13 protein-coding genes, 2 tRNA genes and 3 rRNA genes are annotated in these 21271 nt (G+C 45.0%); 13 read left to right on the forward strand and 5 right to left on the reverse strand.

Annotated features, from left to right (window positions below; genetic code table 11):
- Positions 1 to 5: 5 nt before the first annotated feature.
- Positions 6 to 1160 (reverse strand): LysM peptidoglycan-binding domain-containing protein, encoded by a 1155-nt coding sequence (locus AC4MCC_RS00905; RefSeq protein WP_491885551.1) that lies wholly within the window; start codon positions 1158 to 1160, stop codon positions 6 to 8.
- A gap of 120 nt (positions 1161 to 1280) precedes the next feature.
- Between AC4MCC_RS00905 and def the strand changes: the two genes are divergently transcribed.
- The 13 genes from def to AC4MCC_RS00970 all read left to right on the forward strand — a co-directional run bounded on the left by def (position 1281) and on the right by AC4MCC_RS00970 (position 17292).
- Positions 1281 to 1811: a peptide deformylase gene (gene def, locus AC4MCC_RS00910; protein ID WP_004780730.1), complete on the forward strand. Its 531-nt coding sequence runs from the start codon at positions 1281 to 1283 to the stop codon at positions 1809 to 1811.
- Positions 1812 to 1904: 93 nt separating this feature from the next.
- On the forward strand, positions 1905 to 2315 hold the full coding sequence (locus AC4MCC_RS00915) for a DUF2946 family protein (RefSeq protein ID WP_005233427.1): 411 nt from the start codon (positions 1905 to 1907) through the stop codon (positions 2313 to 2315).
- Positions 2316 to 2386: 71 nt separating this feature from the next.
- On the forward strand, positions 2387 to 4408 hold the full coding sequence (locus AC4MCC_RS00920) for a TonB-dependent copper receptor (protein WP_491885552.1): 2022 nt from the start codon (positions 2387 to 2389) through the stop codon (positions 4406 to 4408).
- 125 nt (positions 4409 to 4533) lie between these two features.
- A complete protein-coding gene (locus tag AC4MCC_RS00925) occupies positions 4534 to 5172 on the forward strand; it encodes an ATP-binding cassette domain-containing protein (protein WP_491885553.1) in 639 nt (212 codons plus the stop codon).
- Positions 5169 to 6446: a hypothetical protein gene (locus AC4MCC_RS00930; RefSeq protein ID WP_491885554.1), complete on the forward strand. Its 1278-nt coding sequence runs from the start codon at positions 5169 to 5171 to the stop codon at positions 6444 to 6446. Before AC4MCC_RS00925 ends, AC4MCC_RS00930 begins: the two co-directional genes overlap by 4 nt.
- 523 nt (positions 6447 to 6969) lie before the next feature.
- Positions 6970 to 8507 (forward strand): 16S ribosomal RNA (locus AC4MCC_RS00935).
- A 61-nt stretch (positions 8508 to 8568) separates the two neighbouring features.
- A tRNA-Ile gene (locus tag AC4MCC_RS00940) sits at positions 8569 to 8645 on the forward strand.
- Between the two features lie 66 nt (positions 8646 to 8711).
- Positions 8712 to 8787, forward strand: a tRNA-Ala gene (locus tag AC4MCC_RS00945).
- 452 nt (positions 8788 to 9239) lie between these two features.
- A 23S ribosomal RNA gene (locus AC4MCC_RS00950) occupies positions 9240 to 12131 on the forward strand.
- A gap of 202 nt (positions 12132 to 12333) precedes the next feature.
- Positions 12334 to 12448 (forward strand): 5S ribosomal RNA (gene rrf / locus AC4MCC_RS00955).
- Together the 16S, 23S and 5S rRNA genes with 2 tRNA genes alongside form the textbook arrangement of a ribosomal RNA operon.
- 147 nt (positions 12449 to 12595) lie before the next feature.
- Positions 12596 to 13810, forward strand: coding sequence for an MFS transporter (locus AC4MCC_RS00960; protein ID WP_491885555.1), 1215 nt, complete (start codon positions 12596 to 12598; stop codon positions 13808 to 13810).
- A 143-nt stretch (positions 13811 to 13953) separates the two neighbouring features.
- Positions 13954 to 16344 carry a YgiQ family radical SAM protein gene (locus AC4MCC_RS00965; RefSeq protein ID WP_491885838.1) on the forward strand — a complete coding sequence of 797 codons (2391 nt, stop codon included), beginning with the start codon at positions 13954 to 13956 and terminating at the stop codon, positions 16342 to 16344.
- Between the two features lie 399 nt (positions 16345 to 16743).
- A complete protein-coding gene (locus tag AC4MCC_RS00970; RefSeq protein ID WP_166136543.1) occupies positions 16744 to 17292 on the forward strand; it encodes a DUF2726 domain-containing protein in 549 nt (182 codons plus the stop codon).
- A 77-nt stretch (positions 17293 to 17369) separates the two neighbouring features.
- Here the strand turns inward: AC4MCC_RS00970 and AC4MCC_RS00975 are convergent, their stop codons facing one another.
- The 4 genes from AC4MCC_RS00975 to AC4MCC_RS00990 form a co-directional block, all read right to left on the reverse strand.
- On the reverse strand, positions 17370 to 17726 hold the full coding sequence (locus AC4MCC_RS00975) for a RidA family protein (RefSeq protein ID WP_491885556.1): 357 nt from the start codon (positions 17724 to 17726) through the stop codon (positions 17370 to 17372).
- A gap of 4 nt (positions 17727 to 17730) precedes the next feature.
- Positions 17731 to 19026, reverse strand: coding sequence for a shikimate transporter (shiA, locus tag AC4MCC_RS00980; protein WP_419374574.1), 1296 nt, complete (start codon positions 19024 to 19026; stop codon positions 17731 to 17733).
- 221 nt (positions 19027 to 19247) lie between these two features.
- Positions 19248 to 20303, reverse strand: a complete 1056-nt coding sequence (dinB, locus tag AC4MCC_RS00985; protein WP_491885557.1) for a DNA polymerase IV — start codon at positions 20301 to 20303, stop codon at positions 19248 to 19250.
- Positions 20304 to 20446: 143 nt separating this feature from the next.
- Positions 20447 to 21232, reverse strand: a complete 786-nt coding sequence (locus AC4MCC_RS00990) for a glycoside hydrolase family 25 protein (RefSeq protein WP_419363896.1) — start codon at positions 21230 to 21232, stop codon at positions 20447 to 20449.
- Between the last annotated feature and the right edge of the window lie 39 nt (positions 21233 to 21271).

The following is a 21271-nucleotide window of genomic DNA, read 5'->3' on the forward strand; positions in this document are numbered from 1 at the left end:
ATCTATTATTCATCTAACAATGGCGCTTGAATATTGGCACCCACCTTGATTGGTAATTCACTTTCCAGCACATAAGCATAGCTCAGCTGGTCAAAAGTTTTAAAGACCATCACATTGCCAATGCGTTCACCTGGAAGCTGTACGCGTTCCTTGGTTTTCGGATCAGTCACGACTTCACCTTTCTGGTTTACGCTGAAGACATGACCAGTCTGAACCCCATGTGATGTACCACGGTCAATCGTTACGACACTATGACGTGCTGCTGTACCAATTGAACCCAGTACACGCACAATCTGACCACCAGCAACCGTATTTTCTGCATTCACTGGATAGAACAGGGTAGGCAACATCGGATCGTATTCAGGTAATACACGGTCACCGCGACGCACTTCTGCATTATAGCTATCTGTCAATTCCAGCGTGGTGACATCACCTTCGCCACGTACTGCGATTCCGGAAGCAACCTGTTGCAACTCTAGAGCAGCTGTGTATTTCTTGCCATTGGCATCAGTAAATACATAAGGGTCTGCTTCACGATACACCGCATAACGCTGACCAACCACCAGACCATTGCCGCGTGCATAGACCTTCTGGCCTTTACCGGCCAGTACGCGCTGGTCTGCAGTGCCGAGAATGTAAGGCGTACCCTGAACTGAATCCGCTGCCACTATGGTATAGCGTTCCAACCATTGCTGGATATGCGCTAATGGAATCACTGGAATCGTATTATTTAAAGATTCAACGCGAACCTGTGGTTGTAATGAAGTACTACCGATATAACGACTGATGATGCCTTCACAACCATCACCTTCATCTTTACCGATAATTGGACGACCTTGATAGTCACACATCAACAGGCGATCACCCGGGAAAATCCAATGTGGATTTTTCACGTGCTTGTTACTGGCCCAGATTTCTGGCCAACGCACCGGGTTTTTTAAGAAACGTTTTGAAATATCCCACAATGTATCGCCTTTTTTGACCACATAGACATTGGGCGCACTGGCTTTTAAAGCAGGTGGATTGACGTTACGGGCAGGAGCTGCCTCGGCTGAATACATTGTCCCCATACTCACTCCGACACAAACTGCCAGTGCGAGCATTTGATTTTTTAACCCCAAGGCACTAAAAAATGGCATGCCCTTCAAAACCTTTTTCATTATCATAATTCCTAAAATTATGTGCGTAGTTGCGTTATAATAACGATCTTACACACATTTTTTTGATGAAGCATTCCCTTCATTTGGTTTTTTGATCAATGGCATAATTGAGGACGCAGTATGGCCTTATTACCTATTTTAAGTTTCCCGGATCCCCGTCTTCGTACCATTGCACAACCAGTCGAAGAAGTTACTGATGAAATTCGTCAGCTCGCTGCAGATATGTTTGAAACCATGTATGAAGCGCCAGGCATCGGACTCGCCGCGACCCAAGTCGATCGTCATATTCAGCTGATTGTGATGGACCTGTCTGAAAACAAAGATCAACCCATGGTGTTCATTAACCCCAAAATCACACCATTGACTGAAGAAACACAGCCTTATGAAGAGGGCTGTCTATCAGTTCCTCAAATATACGATAAAGTTGAGCGTCCGTCACGCGTAAAAATCGAGGCAATTGGTCTGGATGGTCAACCCTTCGAACAAGAGGCTGATGGACTTCTCGCTGTGTGCATCCAACATGAAATGGATCACTTAAATGGTAAACTTTTTGTAGATTATCTGTCGCCATTGAAACGTCAGCGTGCCCGTGAAAAAGTAGAAAAACTGGTTCGCCAGCGCAATAAAGAAAAAGTTGCAGTTAAACGCTAGGATTATTTTCCCAAGCAATTTTTTATGATTCAACAAGCCCAATTTTGATTGGGCTTTGTTATACTCAGCCTAGACAAATTCAAGGGTTTGCCTATGGTTCTGCGGGGAGGTCTGCTACTTTCCTTTGTAGCGGTATTTCTACAAATTGCTGTGTTCTTACAGCCTTTGCTGCCGAAGCAATATCAGGTTGCTCCGGTCTGTGAAACCATCACGCGCGCCCTTTTAGTTTCCTCTCATGTTCATTCTGAACATCCTGCTCATCATCTTGATCAGCATCCTATTTCCTCGGACTCCATGGCGCATGAACACGATGCCAGTCATCAGTGTCAGTACTGTACTGTCTATGGCAACCTGGTTTTGCCGCCTGAGCTTGAAGTGAAAGAAGTCCTGGATCGAATTCAGGTCAGACTATTGGCTTTTGAACAAGCCTTTAAGCATGTCTGGTTTATCCTTCAACGACTCTTTTTAATCCCGCAGGGACGGGCACCGCCACTGTTTGCATAAATCCACGTTGTTTTGCCTGGGTCTTTACTGACTTAGGCCGTGTTCAATTTATGTATTCAGTGAGATAGAAAATGGCTCAGCCTAAATTTTCTTTACAGCCTCTTGCGGCTGCGATTTGTGTTGCCTGTTATTCATCAGTGGTTATGGCCAATGAAAGCATGCCTGTACAAACCATGGCACCGATTGTGGTGACTTCAACTGCCGGTAATGATGCTAATGGTCTGATTGTCCGTGCTGATCCGAAACAGCCGATTCAGCCAGTGCCGGCAACCGATGGTGCAGATTATCTGCAAAGTATTGTAGGTTTTAGTTCGGTCAATAGCGGAGCAGGTACCAATGGCGATGTGACCTTTCGTGGCATGTTCGGTTCACGCATTAAAATCCTGACTGATGGCACAGAAAACTTGGGTGCCTGCCCAAGCCGGATGGATTCGCCCACTTCATATATTTCTCCAGAAAGTTATGACCGTATTTCAGTCATTAAAGGCCCGCAAACGGTTCAATATGCCAATACTGGTTCGGCAGCAACCGTCATTTTTGAGCGTACACCTGAACAATTTGGAGAAGATCAACACTATCGCGGTCAGGCCAGTGTACTGATAGGATCTTTTGGTCGTCTGGACCAGAACATTGAAGCTGCTGCTGGTGATGAAAAGAAATATATCCGCCTGAACACCAATCGTTCGGTATCAAACAGTTATCAGGATGGTGATGGTCAAACTGTACCTTCAGATTGGGAACGATGGAATGCAGATCTGGCGCTAGGCTGGACCCCCAATGAAGATACTTGGGTCGAATTGACTGGAGGCAAGGCGGATGGTGAAGCCGTGTATGCGGGTCGTGCCATGGATGGATCTAAGTTTGCTCGTGAAAGTTTAGGCTTACGTGTTGAAAAGAAAAATCTCAGCGATGTGATTAAAAAAGTCGAGGCGCAGGTCAATTACAATTTTAATGACCATGTGATGGATAACTTTAGTCTGCGTGAATTTACCCCGAGCGCGATGATGGCCATGCCGATGGCGACCAATGTGGCACGTAAGACTTTAAATGCACGTGTTGCCATGACCAATGCATGGGATCAAATTGAGCTCATTACGGGTATTGATACACAAAATAATGAACACAGCATTCGTAAAGGCATGCATAACAGCTATAAAGATCAGCTACGTGAGACCGATATGGAATTTCAGTCGGTGGGTGCTTTCGCTGAACTAAATTATGATTTGGGTAATCGTAATGCCCTAGTTACAGGCGTACGCCTCGATCAAGTCGATGTGGATGCGGTGCAAAGTCATCAAAGCCGTCATGACGTATTACCAAGTGCCTTTTTACGTTTTGAAAATCATCATCCAGAGCATGAAGATGGCAAAACCTATATTGGTCTAGGCTATGTCGAGCGTATGCCGGATTACTGGGAGCTATTCAGTCCAAAAACAGGTAATGATCATCCCAATACTTTTGCCCATATTGATATTGAAAAAACCTTACAGCTTGATATTGGCTATCAACATCAGCATAGTGCATTGAATTCATGGGCATCTGCTTATGTTAGTTTCATCAATGATTATGTCTTAATGACTTATAAAGGCATGCACGGCATGCTCAATGCCCATGCCCGTAATGTCGATGCTACTATTGCAGGTGCAGAAGCAGGGGTGGGTTATCAATTTACCGATGCCATTCAAGCAGATGTCAGCGCCATGTATGCATGGGGTGAGAACACCACAGACCATACGCCACTACCACAAATTGCACCTTTAGAGGCGAGGGTGAATCTCCGATATATTCAAGACCGTTATACGCTAGGGGCTTACTGGCGTGTGGTAGATGCACAGACGCGTATCAGTAAAAATGAAGGCAATATTGTCGGCTATGACCATCAAAAAAGTGCAGGCTTTGGTACCTTATCGCTGAATGGAAGCTACAACATTGTTGATGGTATCGATTTATCGGTGGGTATTGATAATGTCTTGAACAAAACCTATACCGAGCATCTGAATAAAATGGGGGCTTCAGGCATTGGCATTGCTTCAGATGAACAATTTAATAATATTGGACGTAATTATTGGGCACGTCTGAGTTTTAAATTCTAAAGCGCTATGCATTAAAAGCAAAAACAAAGCCGCATGTATTGCGGCTTTGTTTTTTTAATAACTATTTGAATCATTATAAAATTCATGTTTTATTTAGGTAAAACAATACATCTGAATAACAACATATGCAGCAAAAAAACCAACCCAGCATTCAACTGAAAAATCTTAGTAAATCCTATGCTGAAAAAGTGATTTTTCAGCAGCTTAATTATCGTTGGCAGGGCAATGGTATTTTTGTGCTGTCTGGTGCCAATGGCGCAGGCAAATCGACGTTGCTACAAATCATCGTCGGTATGGATACCGTGTATCAAGGACAAGTCTTGATTCATGATCAAGTTTGCAGTCAAAAGCAACTTGCAGAGCACATGAGTTTTGTTCCCGATGCCATGGTGGCGTATCCATTTTTGACCGGGCAAGATTTTCTAGAATTTATTGCCAGTTTACGCAATATCTCGATGAGCAAAGCTCAGGTTTTAATTGATGCATTTCAATTGCAGGACTTCTTACAGACGCGTTTTGATGCCATGTCTTTTGGTACTGCGAAAAAAATGATGCTGATCTCAGCATTTATGAGTGATACATCTATTTTGGTCTTGGATGAACCGACACATGGGCTAGATGTACAGTCTTTAAATGTCTTAAAAGAACTTTTACTAGAGGCTGCACAGCATCGCTTAATTCTAATGACCTGCCACGACGTGCATTTACAACAGATGCTAAATGCACAACATGTCAATCTGTATGATTTGGTTGAGGTCGCATGAAGCAAAGCCTTTCATCAACATCGGATCACGCCGTGCAATCAATTCAGCTGATTCGTAAGTTAGTGCGTTGGCGCTTGCAATATTATGTGTACGTGACAGCAGATGCACTTAGTCGAAATAAACAAATGAGTATATTGCTGATACTTGCATTAGGACCTATGTTGATGGGCCTGATTTTAATGTCAGCAAAACCCATCTTGGCATTATTGAATGGCGGTCATGTCGTGCAAAGCCTAGTTATTTGGAATGCTTTAATTGCAGTGTCAATGATTTGGGTAATCGTACAACGCCAAGCATTGATGGGTGGTGTACCGAATCAATATTTGCAATGTTTACCGATTTCGCCACAACAGAGGTTGTTCACTGATTTTGGAGTGTTGTTTTGCACGAATATCATTTTATTTATGCCCTATATGGTCGCGTTGCTGTATAGCGTTGTCGAAAACCCTCGGCAACTTTTAGGACATGCTGTGTTGACTTTGCTGTGGATGAGTACAGTGATATTGCTGCAGCTGCAGTTCTTATATCGTATTTGTGGGCGAATGTTTGCTGCAATGGGTTCTGTTCTGAGTCCATTGTTGTTATGTGTCATTGATTTACCCTTAATCAGCGTAGTTGTAGCTTTGGTATATATGTATTTACTGTATGCAATGTTGAAGCGCAATCAACAATCAAAGCCGCTGAAAATGTTATGGCTCGGTCAACGATTACAACTCAAAGCCAGCGATTCGATTCGTTATAACCTAATAAGAATTTACGCACGCCAATTATTACAAGCTGAAAATCATGCACGACTGATCATTCTCTTTATCGTTGCTGTATCGCCTCTTGTTATTATTCCGATGGTTGATGCCAAAATTATTTTGGAAAATCTTTTATGGATTCGTTGGCAAGGGCAGGGCTTACTGTTTTTTGTGATCAGTGTATTGATGGTATTGCCGATCAGCGTATTGGTTGGCTTTCAATTGCCACTGAAGACTGCATACCAAATGCAGTTAAATTTTTTAATCAGTCAGGGCGTCAGTCAACATCTGATTCATCAAGCACAGCACACTATGTTGTTTCTACTTGGTATGGTGGCAATATTACCTAGCTTGATCACCGCAATGTGCTTTATAGGAAATTTACCGCGTTTTTTATTGTGCATGACGACGCTTGCTATGCTTTGGATCAGTATTTGGTTGTACCGCAAGCCTGAAGATCTGCATGTTGTGACCAAAATGGTTCTTTTTATTGTGAATGTAATGATCATTCGCTTCATTTTAGCAATGTAGAACTCAAAAAGAGGTGCCGAAATACACTTGCAAGAAAAAAATGAAAATTAAATCGTTAAATTTGACAAATAAAACAGCGGAAAATGCAAAAAAACACTCATTTAGCCCAATAAATAAACAGACGATAATTTTTGTTTAAAATAGGGGTTGTGTTAGGTGTGAAATGCTGTAGAATGCACATCCATCGGCGGTGATGAAGATTAAAACTTCTGATAAAACAGTAACTTAGCATGAAATGGTTGAGTTGGGTTTTAGAAAGGAAGTTTAAAAATAATTTTCATTACTGGTTGACTTTCTAGAGATAGGGAGTAATATAGCCGACCTAGCTTGCTACTGACGAAGTAGTAAGAAGATCATTAAGAGATTATGAAGAACAACTTGTGTGGATTTTTACTGGTTGATTAATCGAAATTATTTTCATTGATTGAATGGTAGAAATTACTCGAAGTTTATTTGAGAAATATTTGTCAGAAAATTGATGAGCCAAGTTTAAGAGTTTTACTTATAAAACTCGAAATGATTTTAACTGAAGAGTTTGATCATGGCTCAGATTGAACGCTGGCGGCAGGCTTAACACATGCAAGTCGAGCGGGGATAGGGTGCTTGCACCTGATTCCTAGCGGCGGACGGGTGAGTAATGCTTAGGAATCTGCCTATTAGTGGGGGACAACGTTCCGAAAGGGACGCTAATACCGCATACGTCCTACGGGAGAAAGCAGGGGATCTTCGGACCTTGCGCTAATAGATGAGCCTAAGTCGGATTAGCTAGTTGGTGGGGTAAAGGCCTACCAAGGCGACGATCTGTAGCGGGTCTGAGAGGATGATCCGCCACACTGGGACTGAGACACGGCCCAGACTCCTACGGGAGGCAGCAGTGGGGAATATTGGACAATGGGGGCAACCCTGATCCAGCCATGCCGCGTGTGTGAAGAAGGCCTTTTGGTTGTAAAGCACTTTAAGCGAGGAGGAGGCTTACCTGGTTAATACCTGGGATAAGTGGACGTTACTCGCAGAATAAGCACCGGCTAACTCTGTGCCAGCAGCCGCGGTAATACAGAGGGTGCAAGCGTTAATCGGATTTACTGGGCGTAAAGCGCGCGTAGGTGGCTAATTAAGTCAAATGTGAAATCCCCGAGCTTAACTTGGGAATTGCATTCGATACTGGTTAGCTAGAGTATGGGAGAGGATGGTAGAATTCCAGGTGTAGCGGTGAAATGCGTAGAGATCTGGAGGAATACCGATGGCGAAGGCAGCCATCTGGCCTAATACTGACACTGAGGTGCGAAAGCATGGGGAGCAAACAGGATTAGATACCCTGGTAGTCCATGCCGTAAACGATGTCTACTAGCCGTTGGGGCCCTTGAGGCTTTAGTGGCGCAGCTAACGCGATAAGTAGACCGCCTGGGGAGTACGGTCGCAAGACTAAAACTCAAATGAATTGACGGGGGCCCGCACAAGCGGTGGAGCATGTGGTTTAATTCGATGCAACGCGAAGAACCTTACCTGGCCTTGACATACAGAGAACTTTCCAGAGATGGATTGGTGCCTTCGGGAACTCTGATACAGGTGCTGCATGGCTGTCGTCAGCTCGTGTCGTGAGATGTTGGGTTAAGTCCCGCAACGAGCGCAACCCTTTTCCTTATTTGCCAGCACTTCGGGTGGGAACTTTAAGGATACTGCCAGTGACAAACTGGAGGAAGGCGGGGACGACGTCAAGTCATCATGGCCCTTACGGCCAGGGCTACACACGTGCTACAATGGTCGGTACAAAGGGTTGCTACTGCGCGAGCAGATGCTAATCTCAAAAAGCCGATCGTAGTCCGGATCGCAGTCTGCAACTCGACTGCGTGAAGTCGGAATCGCTAGTAATCGCGGATCAGAATGCCGCGGTGAATACGTTCCCGGGCCTTGTACACACCGCCCGTCACACCATGGGAGTTTGTTGCACCAGAAGTAGGTAGTCTAACCTTAGGGAGGACGCTTACCACGGTGTGGCCGATGACTGGGGTGAAGTCGTAACAAGGTAGCCGTAGGGGAACCTGCGGCTGGATCACCTCCTTAACGAAAGATTGACGATTGGTAAGAATCCACAACAAGTTGTTCTTCATGACGATGTATCTGAGGGTCTGTAGCTCAGTTGGTTAGAGCACACGCTTGATAAGCGTGGGGTCACAAGTTCAAGTCTTGTCAGACCCACCACTACTGACGAAGCGTTAATTGCAGAGCGAACAGAAACGGAACGATACATTGACTTATTGATAAGCTGGGGACTTAGCTTAGTTGGTAGAGCGCCTGCTTTGCACGCAGGAGGTCAGGAGTTCGACTCTCCTAGTCTCCACCAAATTTCAAGATCATAAAAGCGCAGCTTTTACTTGAAATTTAAGCAAGAAGCTACGCTTCGCGCAGTATGTGATCATACAGTGTTGAAGTTGTTTAGTCCTTGAGCGAACAAGCTGATAGCTTATAGAGCTTAGTAAGAAAGCGGCGTATAATGCGCGGCATTGTTATTAACCTCTGTGATTTATCACAGTAATGCAGTCCGACGAGGATGCATTAAATCATTAACAGAATATATTTGAGTTGAAATAATTTGTTCATACTCATACAAGAGCGGAAACAAGAGATCGCAAGATTGATTGTTGAAGTGATTGAATGAGAACTAGCGAAATTAACTGAATCAAGCGTTTTGGTATATGAATCTAATTGAAGCTGTACAGTGATTAAGTTCACGAGATCGCAAACAACTATGTTGCTACACTGACTTGTAGGTGTAACGACTGTTTGGGGTTGTATAGTCAAGTAATTAAGTGCATGTGGTGGATGCCTTGGCAGTCAGAGGCGAAGAAAGACGTGATAGCCTGCGAAAAGCTCCGGGGAGGCGGCAAATATCCTGTGATCCGGAGATGTCTGAATGGGGAAACCCACCGGCTATAAGGTCGGTATCATAAACTGAATACATAGGTTTATGAGGCGAACGCGGAGAAGTGAAACATCTCAGTATCCGTAGGAAAAGAAATCAATTGAGATTCCCTCAGTAGCGGCGAGCGAAAGGGGAACAGCCCATTAAGTCATATCAGTTTTAGTGGAATGCTCTGGGAAGTGCAACCATAGTGGGTGATAGTCCTGTACACGAAAGGGCTGATATGATGATGTCGAGTAGGGCGAGGCACGTGAAACCTTGTCTGAATATAGGGGGACCATCCTCTAAGGCTAAATACTCCTGACTGACCGATAGTGAACCAGTACCGTGAGGGAAAGGCGAAAAGAACCCCTGTGAGGGGAGTGAAATAGATCCTGAAACCGCATGCATACAAGCAGTGGGAGCCACTTTGTGTGGTGACTGCGTACCTTTTGTATAATGGGTCAGCGACTTATATTCAGTAGCGAGGTTAACCGAATAGGGGAGCCGTAGAGAAATCGAGTCTTAATAGGGCGTTTAGTTGCTGGGTATAGACCCGAAACCGGGTGATCTATCCATGAGCAGGTTGAAGGTTGGGTAACACTAACTGGAGGACCGAACCCACTGTCGTTGAAAAGCCAGGGGATGACTTGTGGATAGGGGTGAAAGGCTAATCAAACTCGGTGATAGCTGGTTCTCCCCGAAAGCTATTTAGGTAGCGCCTCGGACGAATACCATTGGGGGTAGAGCACTGTTTCGGCTAGGGGGTCATCCCGACTTACCAAACCGATGCAAACTCCGAATACCAATGAGTACTATCCGGGAGACAGACTGCGGGTGCTAACGTCCGTAGTCAAGAGGAAAACAATCCAGACCGCCAGCTAAGGTCCCTAAATCATAGTTAAGTGGGAAACGATGTGGGAAGGCATAGACAGCTAGGAGGTTGGCTTAGAAGCAGCCACCCTTTAAAGAAAGCGTAATAGCTCACTAGTCGAGTCGGCCTGCGCGGAAGATGTAACGGGGCTAAAACTATGTACCGAAGCTGCGGATTTGCAATTTATTGCAAGTGGTAGGGGAGCGTTCTGTAAGCCGATGAAGGTGTGTTGAGAAGCATGCTGGAGGTATCAGAAGTGCGAATGCTGACGTGAGTAACGACAAAACGGGTGAAAAACCCGTTCGCTGAAAGACCAAGGGTTCCAGTCCAACGTTAATCGGGGCTGGGTGAGTCGACCCCTAAGGCGAGGCCGAGAGGCGTAGTCGATGGGAAATTGGTTAATATTCCAATACTTCAGTGTAATGCGATGAGAGGACGGAGAAGGTTAAGTCAGCCTGGCGTTGGTTGTCCAGGTGGAAGACAGTAGGCATGCATCTTAGGCAAATCCGGGGTGCTCTATGCTGAGAGTTGATAGCAAGCCAGTTTACTGGTGAAGTGGCTGATACCATACTTCCAGGAAAAGTCTCTAAGCTTCAGTTACACTGGAATCGTACCCGAAACCGACACAGGTGGTCAGGTCGAGTAGACCAAAGCGCTTGAGAGAACTCTGCTGAAGGAACTAGGCAAAATGGTACCGTAACTTCGGGAGAAGGTACGCTGCCGGCGGTGATAGGACTTGCTCCTTGAGCTGTTGGCAGCCTCAGAAACCAGGCCGCTGCAACTGTTTATTAAAAACATAGCACTCTGCAAACACGAAAGTGGACGTATAGGGTGTGATGCCTGCCCGGTGCTGGAAGGTTAATTGATGTGGTTAGCGCAAGCGAAGCTATTGATCGAAGCCCCAGTAAACGGCGGCCGTAACTATAACGGTCCTAAGGTAGCGAAATTCCTTGTCGGGTAAGTTCCGACCTGCACGAATGGCATAATGATGGCGGCGCTGTCTCCAGCAGAGGCTCAGTGAAATCGAATTCGCCGTGAAGATGCGGTGTACCCGCGGCTAGACGGAAAGACCCCGTGAACCTTTACTGCAGCTTGACATTGAACTTTGATCTTACTTGTGTAGGATAGGTGGGAGGCTTTGAAGTGGTGACGCTAGTTGCCATGGAGCCGTCCTTGAAATACCACCCTGGTAATATTGAGGTTCTAACTCTGCTCCATAATCTGGAGCGAGGACCATGTCTGGTGGGTAGTTTGACTGGGGCGGTCTCCTCCTAAAGAGTAACGGAGGAGTACGAAGGTGCGCTCAGCGTGGTCGGAAATCACGCGTAGAGTATAAAGGCAAAAGCGCGCTTAACTGCGAGACCCACAAGTCGAGCAGGTACGAAAGTAGGTCTTAGTGATCCGGTGGTTCTGTATGGAAGGGCCATCGCTCAACGGATAAAAGGTACTCTGGGGATAACAGGCTGATACCGCCCAAGAGTTCATATCGACGGCGGTGTTTGGCACCTCGATGTCGGCTCATCTCATCCTGGGGCTGAAGCAGGTCCCAAGGGTATGGCTGTTCGCCATTTAAAGAGGTACGCGAGCTGGGTTTAGAACGTCGTGAGACAGTTCGGTCCCTATCTACCGTGGGCGCTGGAAATTTGAGAGGATCTGCTCCTAGTACGAGAGGACCAGAGTGGACGAACCTCTGGTGTACCGGTTGTGACGCCAGTCGCATCGCCGGGTAGCTATGTTCGGAAGGGATAACCGCTGAAAGCATCTAAGCGGGAAGCCTACCTCAAGATAAGATTTCCCCGAGACTTTATGTCTCCTAAAGAGCCGTTGAAGACTACGACGTTGATAGGTTGGATGTGGAAGTGCAGTGATGCATGAAGCTGACCAATACTAATTGCTCGTGAGGCTTGACTATACAACACCCAAGCAGTTGTATATAAAGCATCAATTGATTTCATATTGATCTAACGATCAGACGAAGCCTTGATTTGGTTAAGCTAATCGAACAAACTACTGCAACTCAGATACATCTGTTAATGAACTCTATTTGAAGAAAGCTAGGCAAACGAAGCGTAAGCAACGTAGATAAGACCATAGCGAGTAAGCATACCAGTTGTGCTGGCGACCATAGCAAGAGTGAACCACCTGATCCCTTCCCGAACTCAGAAGTGAAACCTCTTAGCGCTGATGGTAGTGTGGGGTTACCCATGTGAGAGTAAGTCATCGCCAGCTCATTATTCCAAAAGCCCTCTGCTAGCGCAGGGGGCTTTTTTTATGCGTGGAGTTTAGGAAAATTAATTATTCGATGGTTATTTAAACTGAATCATCACATAAAAGGCGAATTGAGAGGCGTATACTGGGCAGGTTCATGGAGCGGATATGTCCTCAAATTTATCTTCAAGCCATATCGCATATGGTTCATCTGCTTTTAAAGCTATTTTATTCTCCTTATTTCTGGCGGGTTTTGCGATTTTCTCATCGCTGTATTGTGTCCAGCCAATGATGCCGATTCTGGCGGATTATTTTCATATCTCTCCAACACAAAGTAGTTTTCCACTTTCCTTCTCTACCATTGCCTTAGCTATTGGCCTGATTTTTACAGGACTTATTTCAGACCGTTTTGGCCGTAAACCAATTATGGTTTGGTCTTTATTCTCTGTATCAGTCTTATTATTACTCAGTGCTTTATTACCTATCTGGTCTATATTTTTAACAACACGAGTGTTAATAGGTCTCACGGTCAGTGGCGTGGCAGCCGTGGCGATGACTTATATCGGAGAGGAAGTGGCGGAGCAGGATGTGGGCTTTGCCATGGGACTGTATATTTCCGGGACTGCGATTGGTGGTATGAGTGGTCGATTGATTGCTGGGACATTGGTCGATTTTATTTCCTGGCAATCCGCGACTTTGATTATTGGATTGCTGAATCTATGTATCGCGACAACTTTTTATTTTCTATTACCGAAGTCCAGGCATTTTAAAGCTTATCCAATACAATTCAGTCGTTTTATCAGAGCATTTCAGCAGAATCTGAGTGATCCTAAATTAAGAATTCTGTTTTTACAGGGCTTTATCCTGATGGGGGGCTTTGTCTCGGTATTTAACTATCTAAGTTATCGTTTGATTCAAGCACCATTTGAACTGTCTCATGTCTGGATAGGGTTGATTTCGATTACTTATCTGGCCGGAATTTATAGCTCTCCACGAGCCGCAGCTTGGAGCAGGAAGTTTGGACGTTATAAGGTGCTTGCCGTCATGCTTTGTACCATGCTGTTTGGCTTAGCCTTAATGTTGATTAATAACTTGGCTTTGGTCTTTATGGGTTTGCTGATTTTTACCTTTTCCTTTTTTGCGGCTCATTCAACTGCTAGTAGCTGGGTATCTGTGCAATCCTTACAGTATCGTGCGGTAGGTTCGTCCCTTTATTTGTTCTGTTATTACCTGGGTTCAAGTTTACTCGGAAGTTCAAGTGGACTGGTCTGGGAAAATGCCGGATGGTTAGGACTAAGTGTATTTATTGCTATTATTTTAGGATTGGGCTTATGGATGACACAGTATTTAAAACCTGCAACTGATCATTCAAAAATAGAATAAGTATATATTCCTGATAAAGGGCTTAAAGCTAATATTGTATAAATTATAATCAAGCAACCTGAGCTGAATTCATGCTAAAATACTCGGCTTTCATCTTTGATCACTTTTCTGATCTTCCATCTGCCAGCCGAGAATTGCTAGCCATGTCTACTGCTTATACCGCTCAGACTGCGCCTAAAGCGTTGTTTGATTACGACAAATATTGGGCGTCATGTTTTGAACCCGCGCCTTTTTTGCCGATGTCACGCGAGGAAATGGACCAACTCGGTTGGGACAGCTGTGACTTTATTTTTGTCTGCGGTGATGCCTACATTGACCACCCGTCATTTGTGACCGGGATCATTGGACGTGTGCTCGAAGCACAAGGTTTCCGCGTCGGGATTATTGCCCAGCCAGACTGGACCAATGTAGAAGCCTTCCGTGTACTCGGTAAGCCAAATATTGCCTGGGGTGTTTCTGCCGGTAATATGGACTCAATGATCAACCGTTATACGGCGGATCGTAAGATTCGTTCAGATGATGCTTATTCTCCAGATAACCAGCCGAATAAACGTCCAGACCGCGCAGCAACCGTCTATTGCCAACGTTGTCGTGAAGCTTTCCCGGATGTGCCGGTATTACTCGGTGGTATTGAAGGTTCATTACGTCGTATCGCACATTATGACTACTGGTCAGATAAAGTCCGTCGTTCGATCTTAATGGATTCTAAAGCGGACTTGTTGATGTACGGTAATGGCGAACGCTCGATCATTGAGATCATGCACCGTCTGGCTAAAGGTGAAAAGATTCATCAGATTACCGATGTTCGTGGTACTGCATTCATTATTAATAAACATAACCGTGCTGCGAAAGCTCAGTTTGTTGAAATTGCATCCAATGATGTGGATACCATTGGCCGTGTTGATCCGATCATCAACCCGTATGTGATGAGCGAAGATATTGATGGCTGTGAGATTGAAAAAGACAAAGGCAACAGCTTAAGCCAATACCAGAATTTCCAGAAAGAAGTCGTATCGAATCCAATCGTGCGTGAAGGGGATAATCTGGAACCTGATACGCAAATCGTTCAGTTACAGCCTGCATCTAAAGCCATTAAACACAAACTGCCACCACGTGAACTGGCGGTGATTCGTTTACCTTCTTTTGAAGAAGTGGCGAATGATCCTGTGCTGTATGCGCATGCGAACCGTATTCTGCATCTGGAAACCAATCCAGGCAATGCGCGTGCCTTGGTACAAAAACATGGTGAACGTGATGTGTGGATCAATCCACCACCGATTCCATTAACTACCGAAGAAATGGATTATGTGTTCGACCTGCCTTATGCACGTCTGCCGCATCCATCCTATGGTAATGCACGTTTCCCGGCCTTTGACATGATTAAATTCTCGGTGAACATCATGCGTGGCTGTTTTGGTGGCTGTACTTTCTGTTCGATCACCGAGCATGAAGGTCGTATCATTCAGAACCGTTCTGAAGAATCTATCCTGCGTGAAGTGGAAAAGATTCGTGATACGGCTCCGGGCTTTACCGGCATTATCTCGGACTTAGGTGGCCCAACAGCCAATATGTACCGTTTGGCATGTAAAGATCCTGAGATTGAGAAGAACTGTCGTAAACCTTCATGTGTATTCCCGGGCGTATGTCAAAACCTGCATACCGACCATGCACCGTTGACCCAGTTATACCGTAAGGCACGTGCCTTACCGGGCATTAAAAAGATTCTGATTGGATCAGGTCTGCGTTATGACCTTGCTGTATTGAATCCGGAATATGTCAGAGAGCTGGTCACCCATCATGTGGGTGGTTATCTGAAGATTGCGCCAGAGCATACCGAAAAAGGCCCATTATCGAAGATGATGAAACCGGGCATCGGGACATATGATCGCTTCAAGCAGATGTTTGACCGTTTCAGTAAGGAAGCCGGCAAGGAACAGTATCTGATTCCTTATTTCATCGCAGCGCATCCGGGAACTACGGATTACGACATGATGAATCTGGCGATCTGGCTGAAAAAGAACGGTTTTCGTGCCGATCAGGTACAGACTTTCTATCCGTCGCCAATGGCCACTGCAACCACCATGTACTACACCGGTAAAAATCCGCTGGCGAAAGTCGCGCGTTATACTGAAGATGTGGACATCGTGAAAGGTGAGAAACGTCGTCGTCTGCATAAAGCTTTCTTGCGTTACCATGATCCAAACAACTGGCCTTTATTGCGTGAGGCTTTAAAGGAAATGGGGCGTCAGGATCTGATTGGTAACTCGAAGCAGCATCTGATTCCGACCTATCAACCTGCAGGTACAGATGGACAATACCAGTCTGCACGTAAGAAGAATTCGACGGTTGCAGGCGATTCACAGAAACGTACTGCTAACCCAGGTAATCGTAGTCAGGCTCAAAATAACCGTCCGAAAAAAGGCCAGATTCTGACCCAGCATACCGGTCTGCCACCGCGTGAAACGGGTGATGCGAAAAAGCCATTTGGTGGCCCTAAACCGAAAGGAAAATCAAAGCTAAAATCACGTGCTTGATTAAGCTGATAAAAAAGACACTTCGGTGTCTTTTTTTTGTGTTCAGACTTTATTGATGCAGCTTTCGGGTTCTCAATTAAAATGTAAAATATTTTATTTTTAGTCGATTTAAATTTTTGAAAAATGATATAAAAATAACACTTTGTCGGAATTGTCTTACAGTTCAACCGATTTATATTGCGATCTATCAGGAGACTATTTTACAGTCGCGTATAAGGATTTAACCCTAATTTCTATTGAAATAGCAAAAAGCGGTTTTTAAGTAACTGGCAATCAAGTTTTGCTACGAATTGTATTGGTCTCTACACAGAATAGTAGCAGGGCAATTTTAAAAATAGTATGGGTTTATACTGGATAACAATAAAACAAGAATGATTATAAGAATGCAAGGATTGAGTCATGACCACCTATATGATTATAGGGAGTTTCTTGGTGTTCTGTGTCGTGCTCATGGCATGGAAGCAGCTAAGGAATAGCCCAAAACCACAAGACAGCGCATTAAAACAGCGCGCTATTTTTAATCCAAATGAACAACTGACGTTTACACGCCTGAAAGAAGTGTTGCCTGATTATATTGTACTGGCCCATGTTTCTTATGATGCACTACTTACCACTAAATTTGGTCGTACCCGGCACAAGTATCGTGATCTGATTGCAGATTTTGTGATTCTGGATCAGCAATATCAGATTGTTGCTATTGTAGCCGTCGATGATCCGGTAATTTTAAAACGTCCACAGCAGGCGCAATTTCAGGATGCCTTGTTGACTATGGCCGGTTATCGCGTCATTCGCTATGAAGATGTACCGGAATATTATCAGTTACGAGGAGATTTCCTGCGTGAGCAGGAGCATTCCAGTAAGGACCAGAGATTTACCGCTGTGAATGATCTCAAAAAATATCATCTCTATTCAGATCTGGAACGACGTAAAGTCAAAGCATTAAACTGATAGAACCTAAACGAAAAAAGTATGCCAGGTGCATACTTTTTTCTATTTTACATGAGTAGAAATTAGGCCTGAGAAGTCTATTCAGGTTTGACGGCTACGACAGTCAGTTCCACTAACACACGTGGATCATACAGTTTAGCTTCGACACAGGTGCGGGGCAGGGCTTGAATATCCGATACCCAGGCGTCCCAGACTTCATTAAACGCTGCATAATCTTTTTCAATATCTTTGAGATAAATCGTCACCGACATGATCTGGCTTTTATCGGTACCGGCATCCGCCAGGAACTGGTCAATGAGGTCCAGGGTTTGCTGGGTTTGACCTTTGATATCCAGATCCAGGTCTGTGGCCAGTTGGCCGGCAAGATGAACCAGATTGCCGGCAATGGCGATCTCAGAAAAGCGTTGTGAAACATGCAAACGTTGAACAGACATTAGCTTAATCCTTGGTTTTTGGCATCAAGGCTGCGACTAATGCAGTCAGTAGGCAGCCTATCGCAAGATAGATGGCTACATAATGCCATGAACCATCACCCCAAATCACTAAGGAGGCTGCAATCATTGGGGTAAAACCACCACCAATAATACTGGCGACCTGATAACCGACTCCGGCACCGCTATAGCGATATTCTGTACCAAATAGCGAGGTAAAAATCGGTTGATGTACGCTGACCACCATGTCATGTGCAACATTAGCCAGTAGAATGGCGCCAACAATAATCATCCAGGTATTTTGTGCATCCAGTGCCATAAAGAAAGGGAAAGCAGACACTGCACCGATCAGGCCACCCCAGACACACATAGTTTTATGCTGGATTTTATCCGATAGCCAGGCAAAGAAAGGAATACTGAAACAGCTGATCGCACCAACCATCAGGGTGATATTCAGGAAGAACTGTTTGTCCATGCCCAGGTTGTTGGTGGAATAGTTCAGAGCAAAGTTGGTGACCAGATACATGGTCAGCAGTTCGGTCAAACGTAAGGCAATAATATAAAAGAAGGCTTTCGGATGTTTGCTGATTGCCTGCAAGATCGGCAGTTTTTCTGGATGATGATCCGCCTTAATCACTTTCTCTACGAATTCTTGGGATTCATCCTGATCACGGCGAATCCACATCGCAATTCCGATTAGTACGATACTGGCAATAAATGGAATCCGCCAAGCCCATTCAGCAAAAGCCTCTTCACCCAGTGTGGCAATAATAATGGATACTGCACCCGTTGCCAGTACCAGACCTACGCCATAGCCGACCTGAACACCACTGCTATAAAAGGCTTTTTTGCCTTTAGGGGCATTTTCTACTGCCATTAGGGCAGCACCACCCCATTCACCACCGACTGCAAAGCCTTGAATGGCACGCAGGGTCACCAGTAAAACCGGTGCCCACCAGCCAATGGCTTCGAAATTAGGTAAAAAACCAATCCCGACGGTGGAAATCCCCATCAGGACCACAGTCAGAACCAGCATTTTCTTGCGGCCGAGCTTGTCGCCGAAATGACCAAATACCACACCGCCTAGAGGGCGAAAAAGAAAGCCAACACCAAAGGTCGCTAGCGCCGCCAAGGTGCCCATATTGGCGCCAATGCTTGGGAAAAACTGGTCTTTAAAAATTAAGGCTGCAACAATACCGTAAAGGAGAAAATCATACCAATCGACAACAGCACCAACAAAACTGGATAACGCCGCTTTACGCGCGCGTCGTTCTTGAATAACAGAAGAATTTACAGAGGACATGCAGGGAGGGATCCATGAGATACATCAGAGTTGCCCTGTAATATTCGGATTTGATCGTCACGCCAATCACAGGACAGTATGCTGAAAGTAAAGGTGATTTCCAGCATCTCAGCACATACATGGATAATGCATTGCGCAGATAGAGTACTCCAAAAATTCAAAATGTAAAAATAAAGTTGCCGTATTTTTAAACTAACGTCTAATACTTGTACAAAATAGGTCTAAAGTAGGAGTAATTGCGTTTCTGTTTCACGTGCAGCGAGTTGATAAACGCCAAGCCCAATCAGCCGAAATTGCAGTTGAGGAGTAATATGCATTTCTTGAAGCAATAAGTTTAAAGCCTGTTCCAGTTCTTGTGGACTACGCAGCAGCTGGCTGAAGCTTTTACTATGCTGCATGGTCTGAAAATTCTTCATTCTCAGCTTTACAGTAACTCCGCGGGCAGAGAGCTGCTTTTTTTCCAGACTTTGCCAAAGCTGGGCAATTAATGGCTGCCAGTAAGGCTGGCATTGCGGTAAATACAGATCATCATCGAAAGTCGTTTCCTTGGAAATCTGCTGGCGTTCCCGTTCAGCTTCGACTGGCCGATCATCAATGCCTTGAGCATAAAGAAAAAGACGCCGTCCATATTTGCCAAAATGCTGAATCAGGATCGCTTCTTCAATCTGCTGTAAATCTCCCAAGGTTTCCAGATTCAAAATTTTTAGTTTTTCTTGAGTGACTTTGCCTACACCGGGAATTTTTTTTAGTGGAAGATCCTGAATAAAACGCTGCACCTGTGAAGGTTTGATGACACAGATTCCATTCGGCTTATGCCAGTCAGAGGCGATTTTAGCGAGAAATTTATTCGGCGCCACGCCAGCAGAAGCGGTTAGTCCAGTAGTTTGAAAAATATCTTCACGAATGTGCATTGCCACTTCAGTGGCACTCGGAATCTGCTGCAAATTTTCGGTGACATCCAGATAAGCTTCATCCAGAGACAACGGTTCGATCACCTTGGTATAAGTTTGAAATATCTGATGAATCTGACCAGAGACCTGACGGTATTTGGCAAAATCCGGTTCAATCACAATGACCTGAGGGCAGAGCTTACGTGCTTGAGTCATCGGCATGGCAGAACGCAGTCCGAACTCACGGGCCGGATAGGAGGCAGCCGCCACTACTGCCCGGGGATGATGTGAGGCAATCACCACAGGCAAAGCTTTCAGCTCCGGACGTTCACGCAGCTCGACCGAGGCGTAGAAAGCATCCATATCGATATGAATAATTTTGCGCATATCCAGTATCTTAAGTGGCTTTAGCTGGATTGGGAAGAGACCGGATTGATAAGTAAACAGGCTAAAGCATTATTCAATATGAAGCATATCCTGCCTAAATAATTCAATATCCATTTCATGGTTGAATCAGGGAGAAATTGGATTTATTTCTTGGCCGGAGGCTGGGACTGATCTGGGGTGGGAATACTGTTCTGCTGTAAAAATTTGATCCAGTCCTGCTCCGAGCCATAAAACACATTCAGATCCACAGTACGGGCAATGCCGGGAATTTCACCCTGACTGCTATGCTGCCAGAAAGTCCATTTAGGCTGACCTTTTAAATCTGGCAAACCTTGGTATTCACGTACCCAGAGCGGTACGTCAGCAAACTCTCCCGCCAGCACAATGTTATAAAAAGATTTGGACACATAGAAGATCGGCTGCTTGCCATAATGGTGTTTTAAGGCATCATGCATGATCCGGATTTCCTTGAGCAGCTGCTCTTTGGAGTAGTGATTGATACATTTGCTGTCATATTCCAGATCCATGACAGGAGGCAGGGCATCCGTTTTACGCGGAACCGATTCTATAAAATTCTGAGCCTGAATGCTGCCATCACGGCAAAGCCGGTAAAAATGATAAGCACCGACCAGAAAGCCCTGTTCGCGGGCCTGCAGCCAATATTCCTGAAACTTGGTATCTTTAAAATCACCGCCTTCTGTGGATTTTAAATAGACAAATTTATATTTCTGTTTTGGGATTTTCTTCCAGTCTATTTCTTTCTGATGATGGGAAATATCAAAACCATGAATCGGATAATCTGCTGCATGCGCTGATGGCTGCTTGAAAACCAGCAGATAAAGCACAGTCGTCACCACAAGTGTAATCAGCAGCCCGACTGCAATCACTGAGCATTTTTTCCAGTTGCTAGAGGTGGGAGCTGCTTTCATTGTGAATGGTGGCCTAATCTAGAGATATTCATATCGAGT

It is taken from the genome of Acinetobacter sp. CAU_H_56 (genome assembly GCF_058599425.1).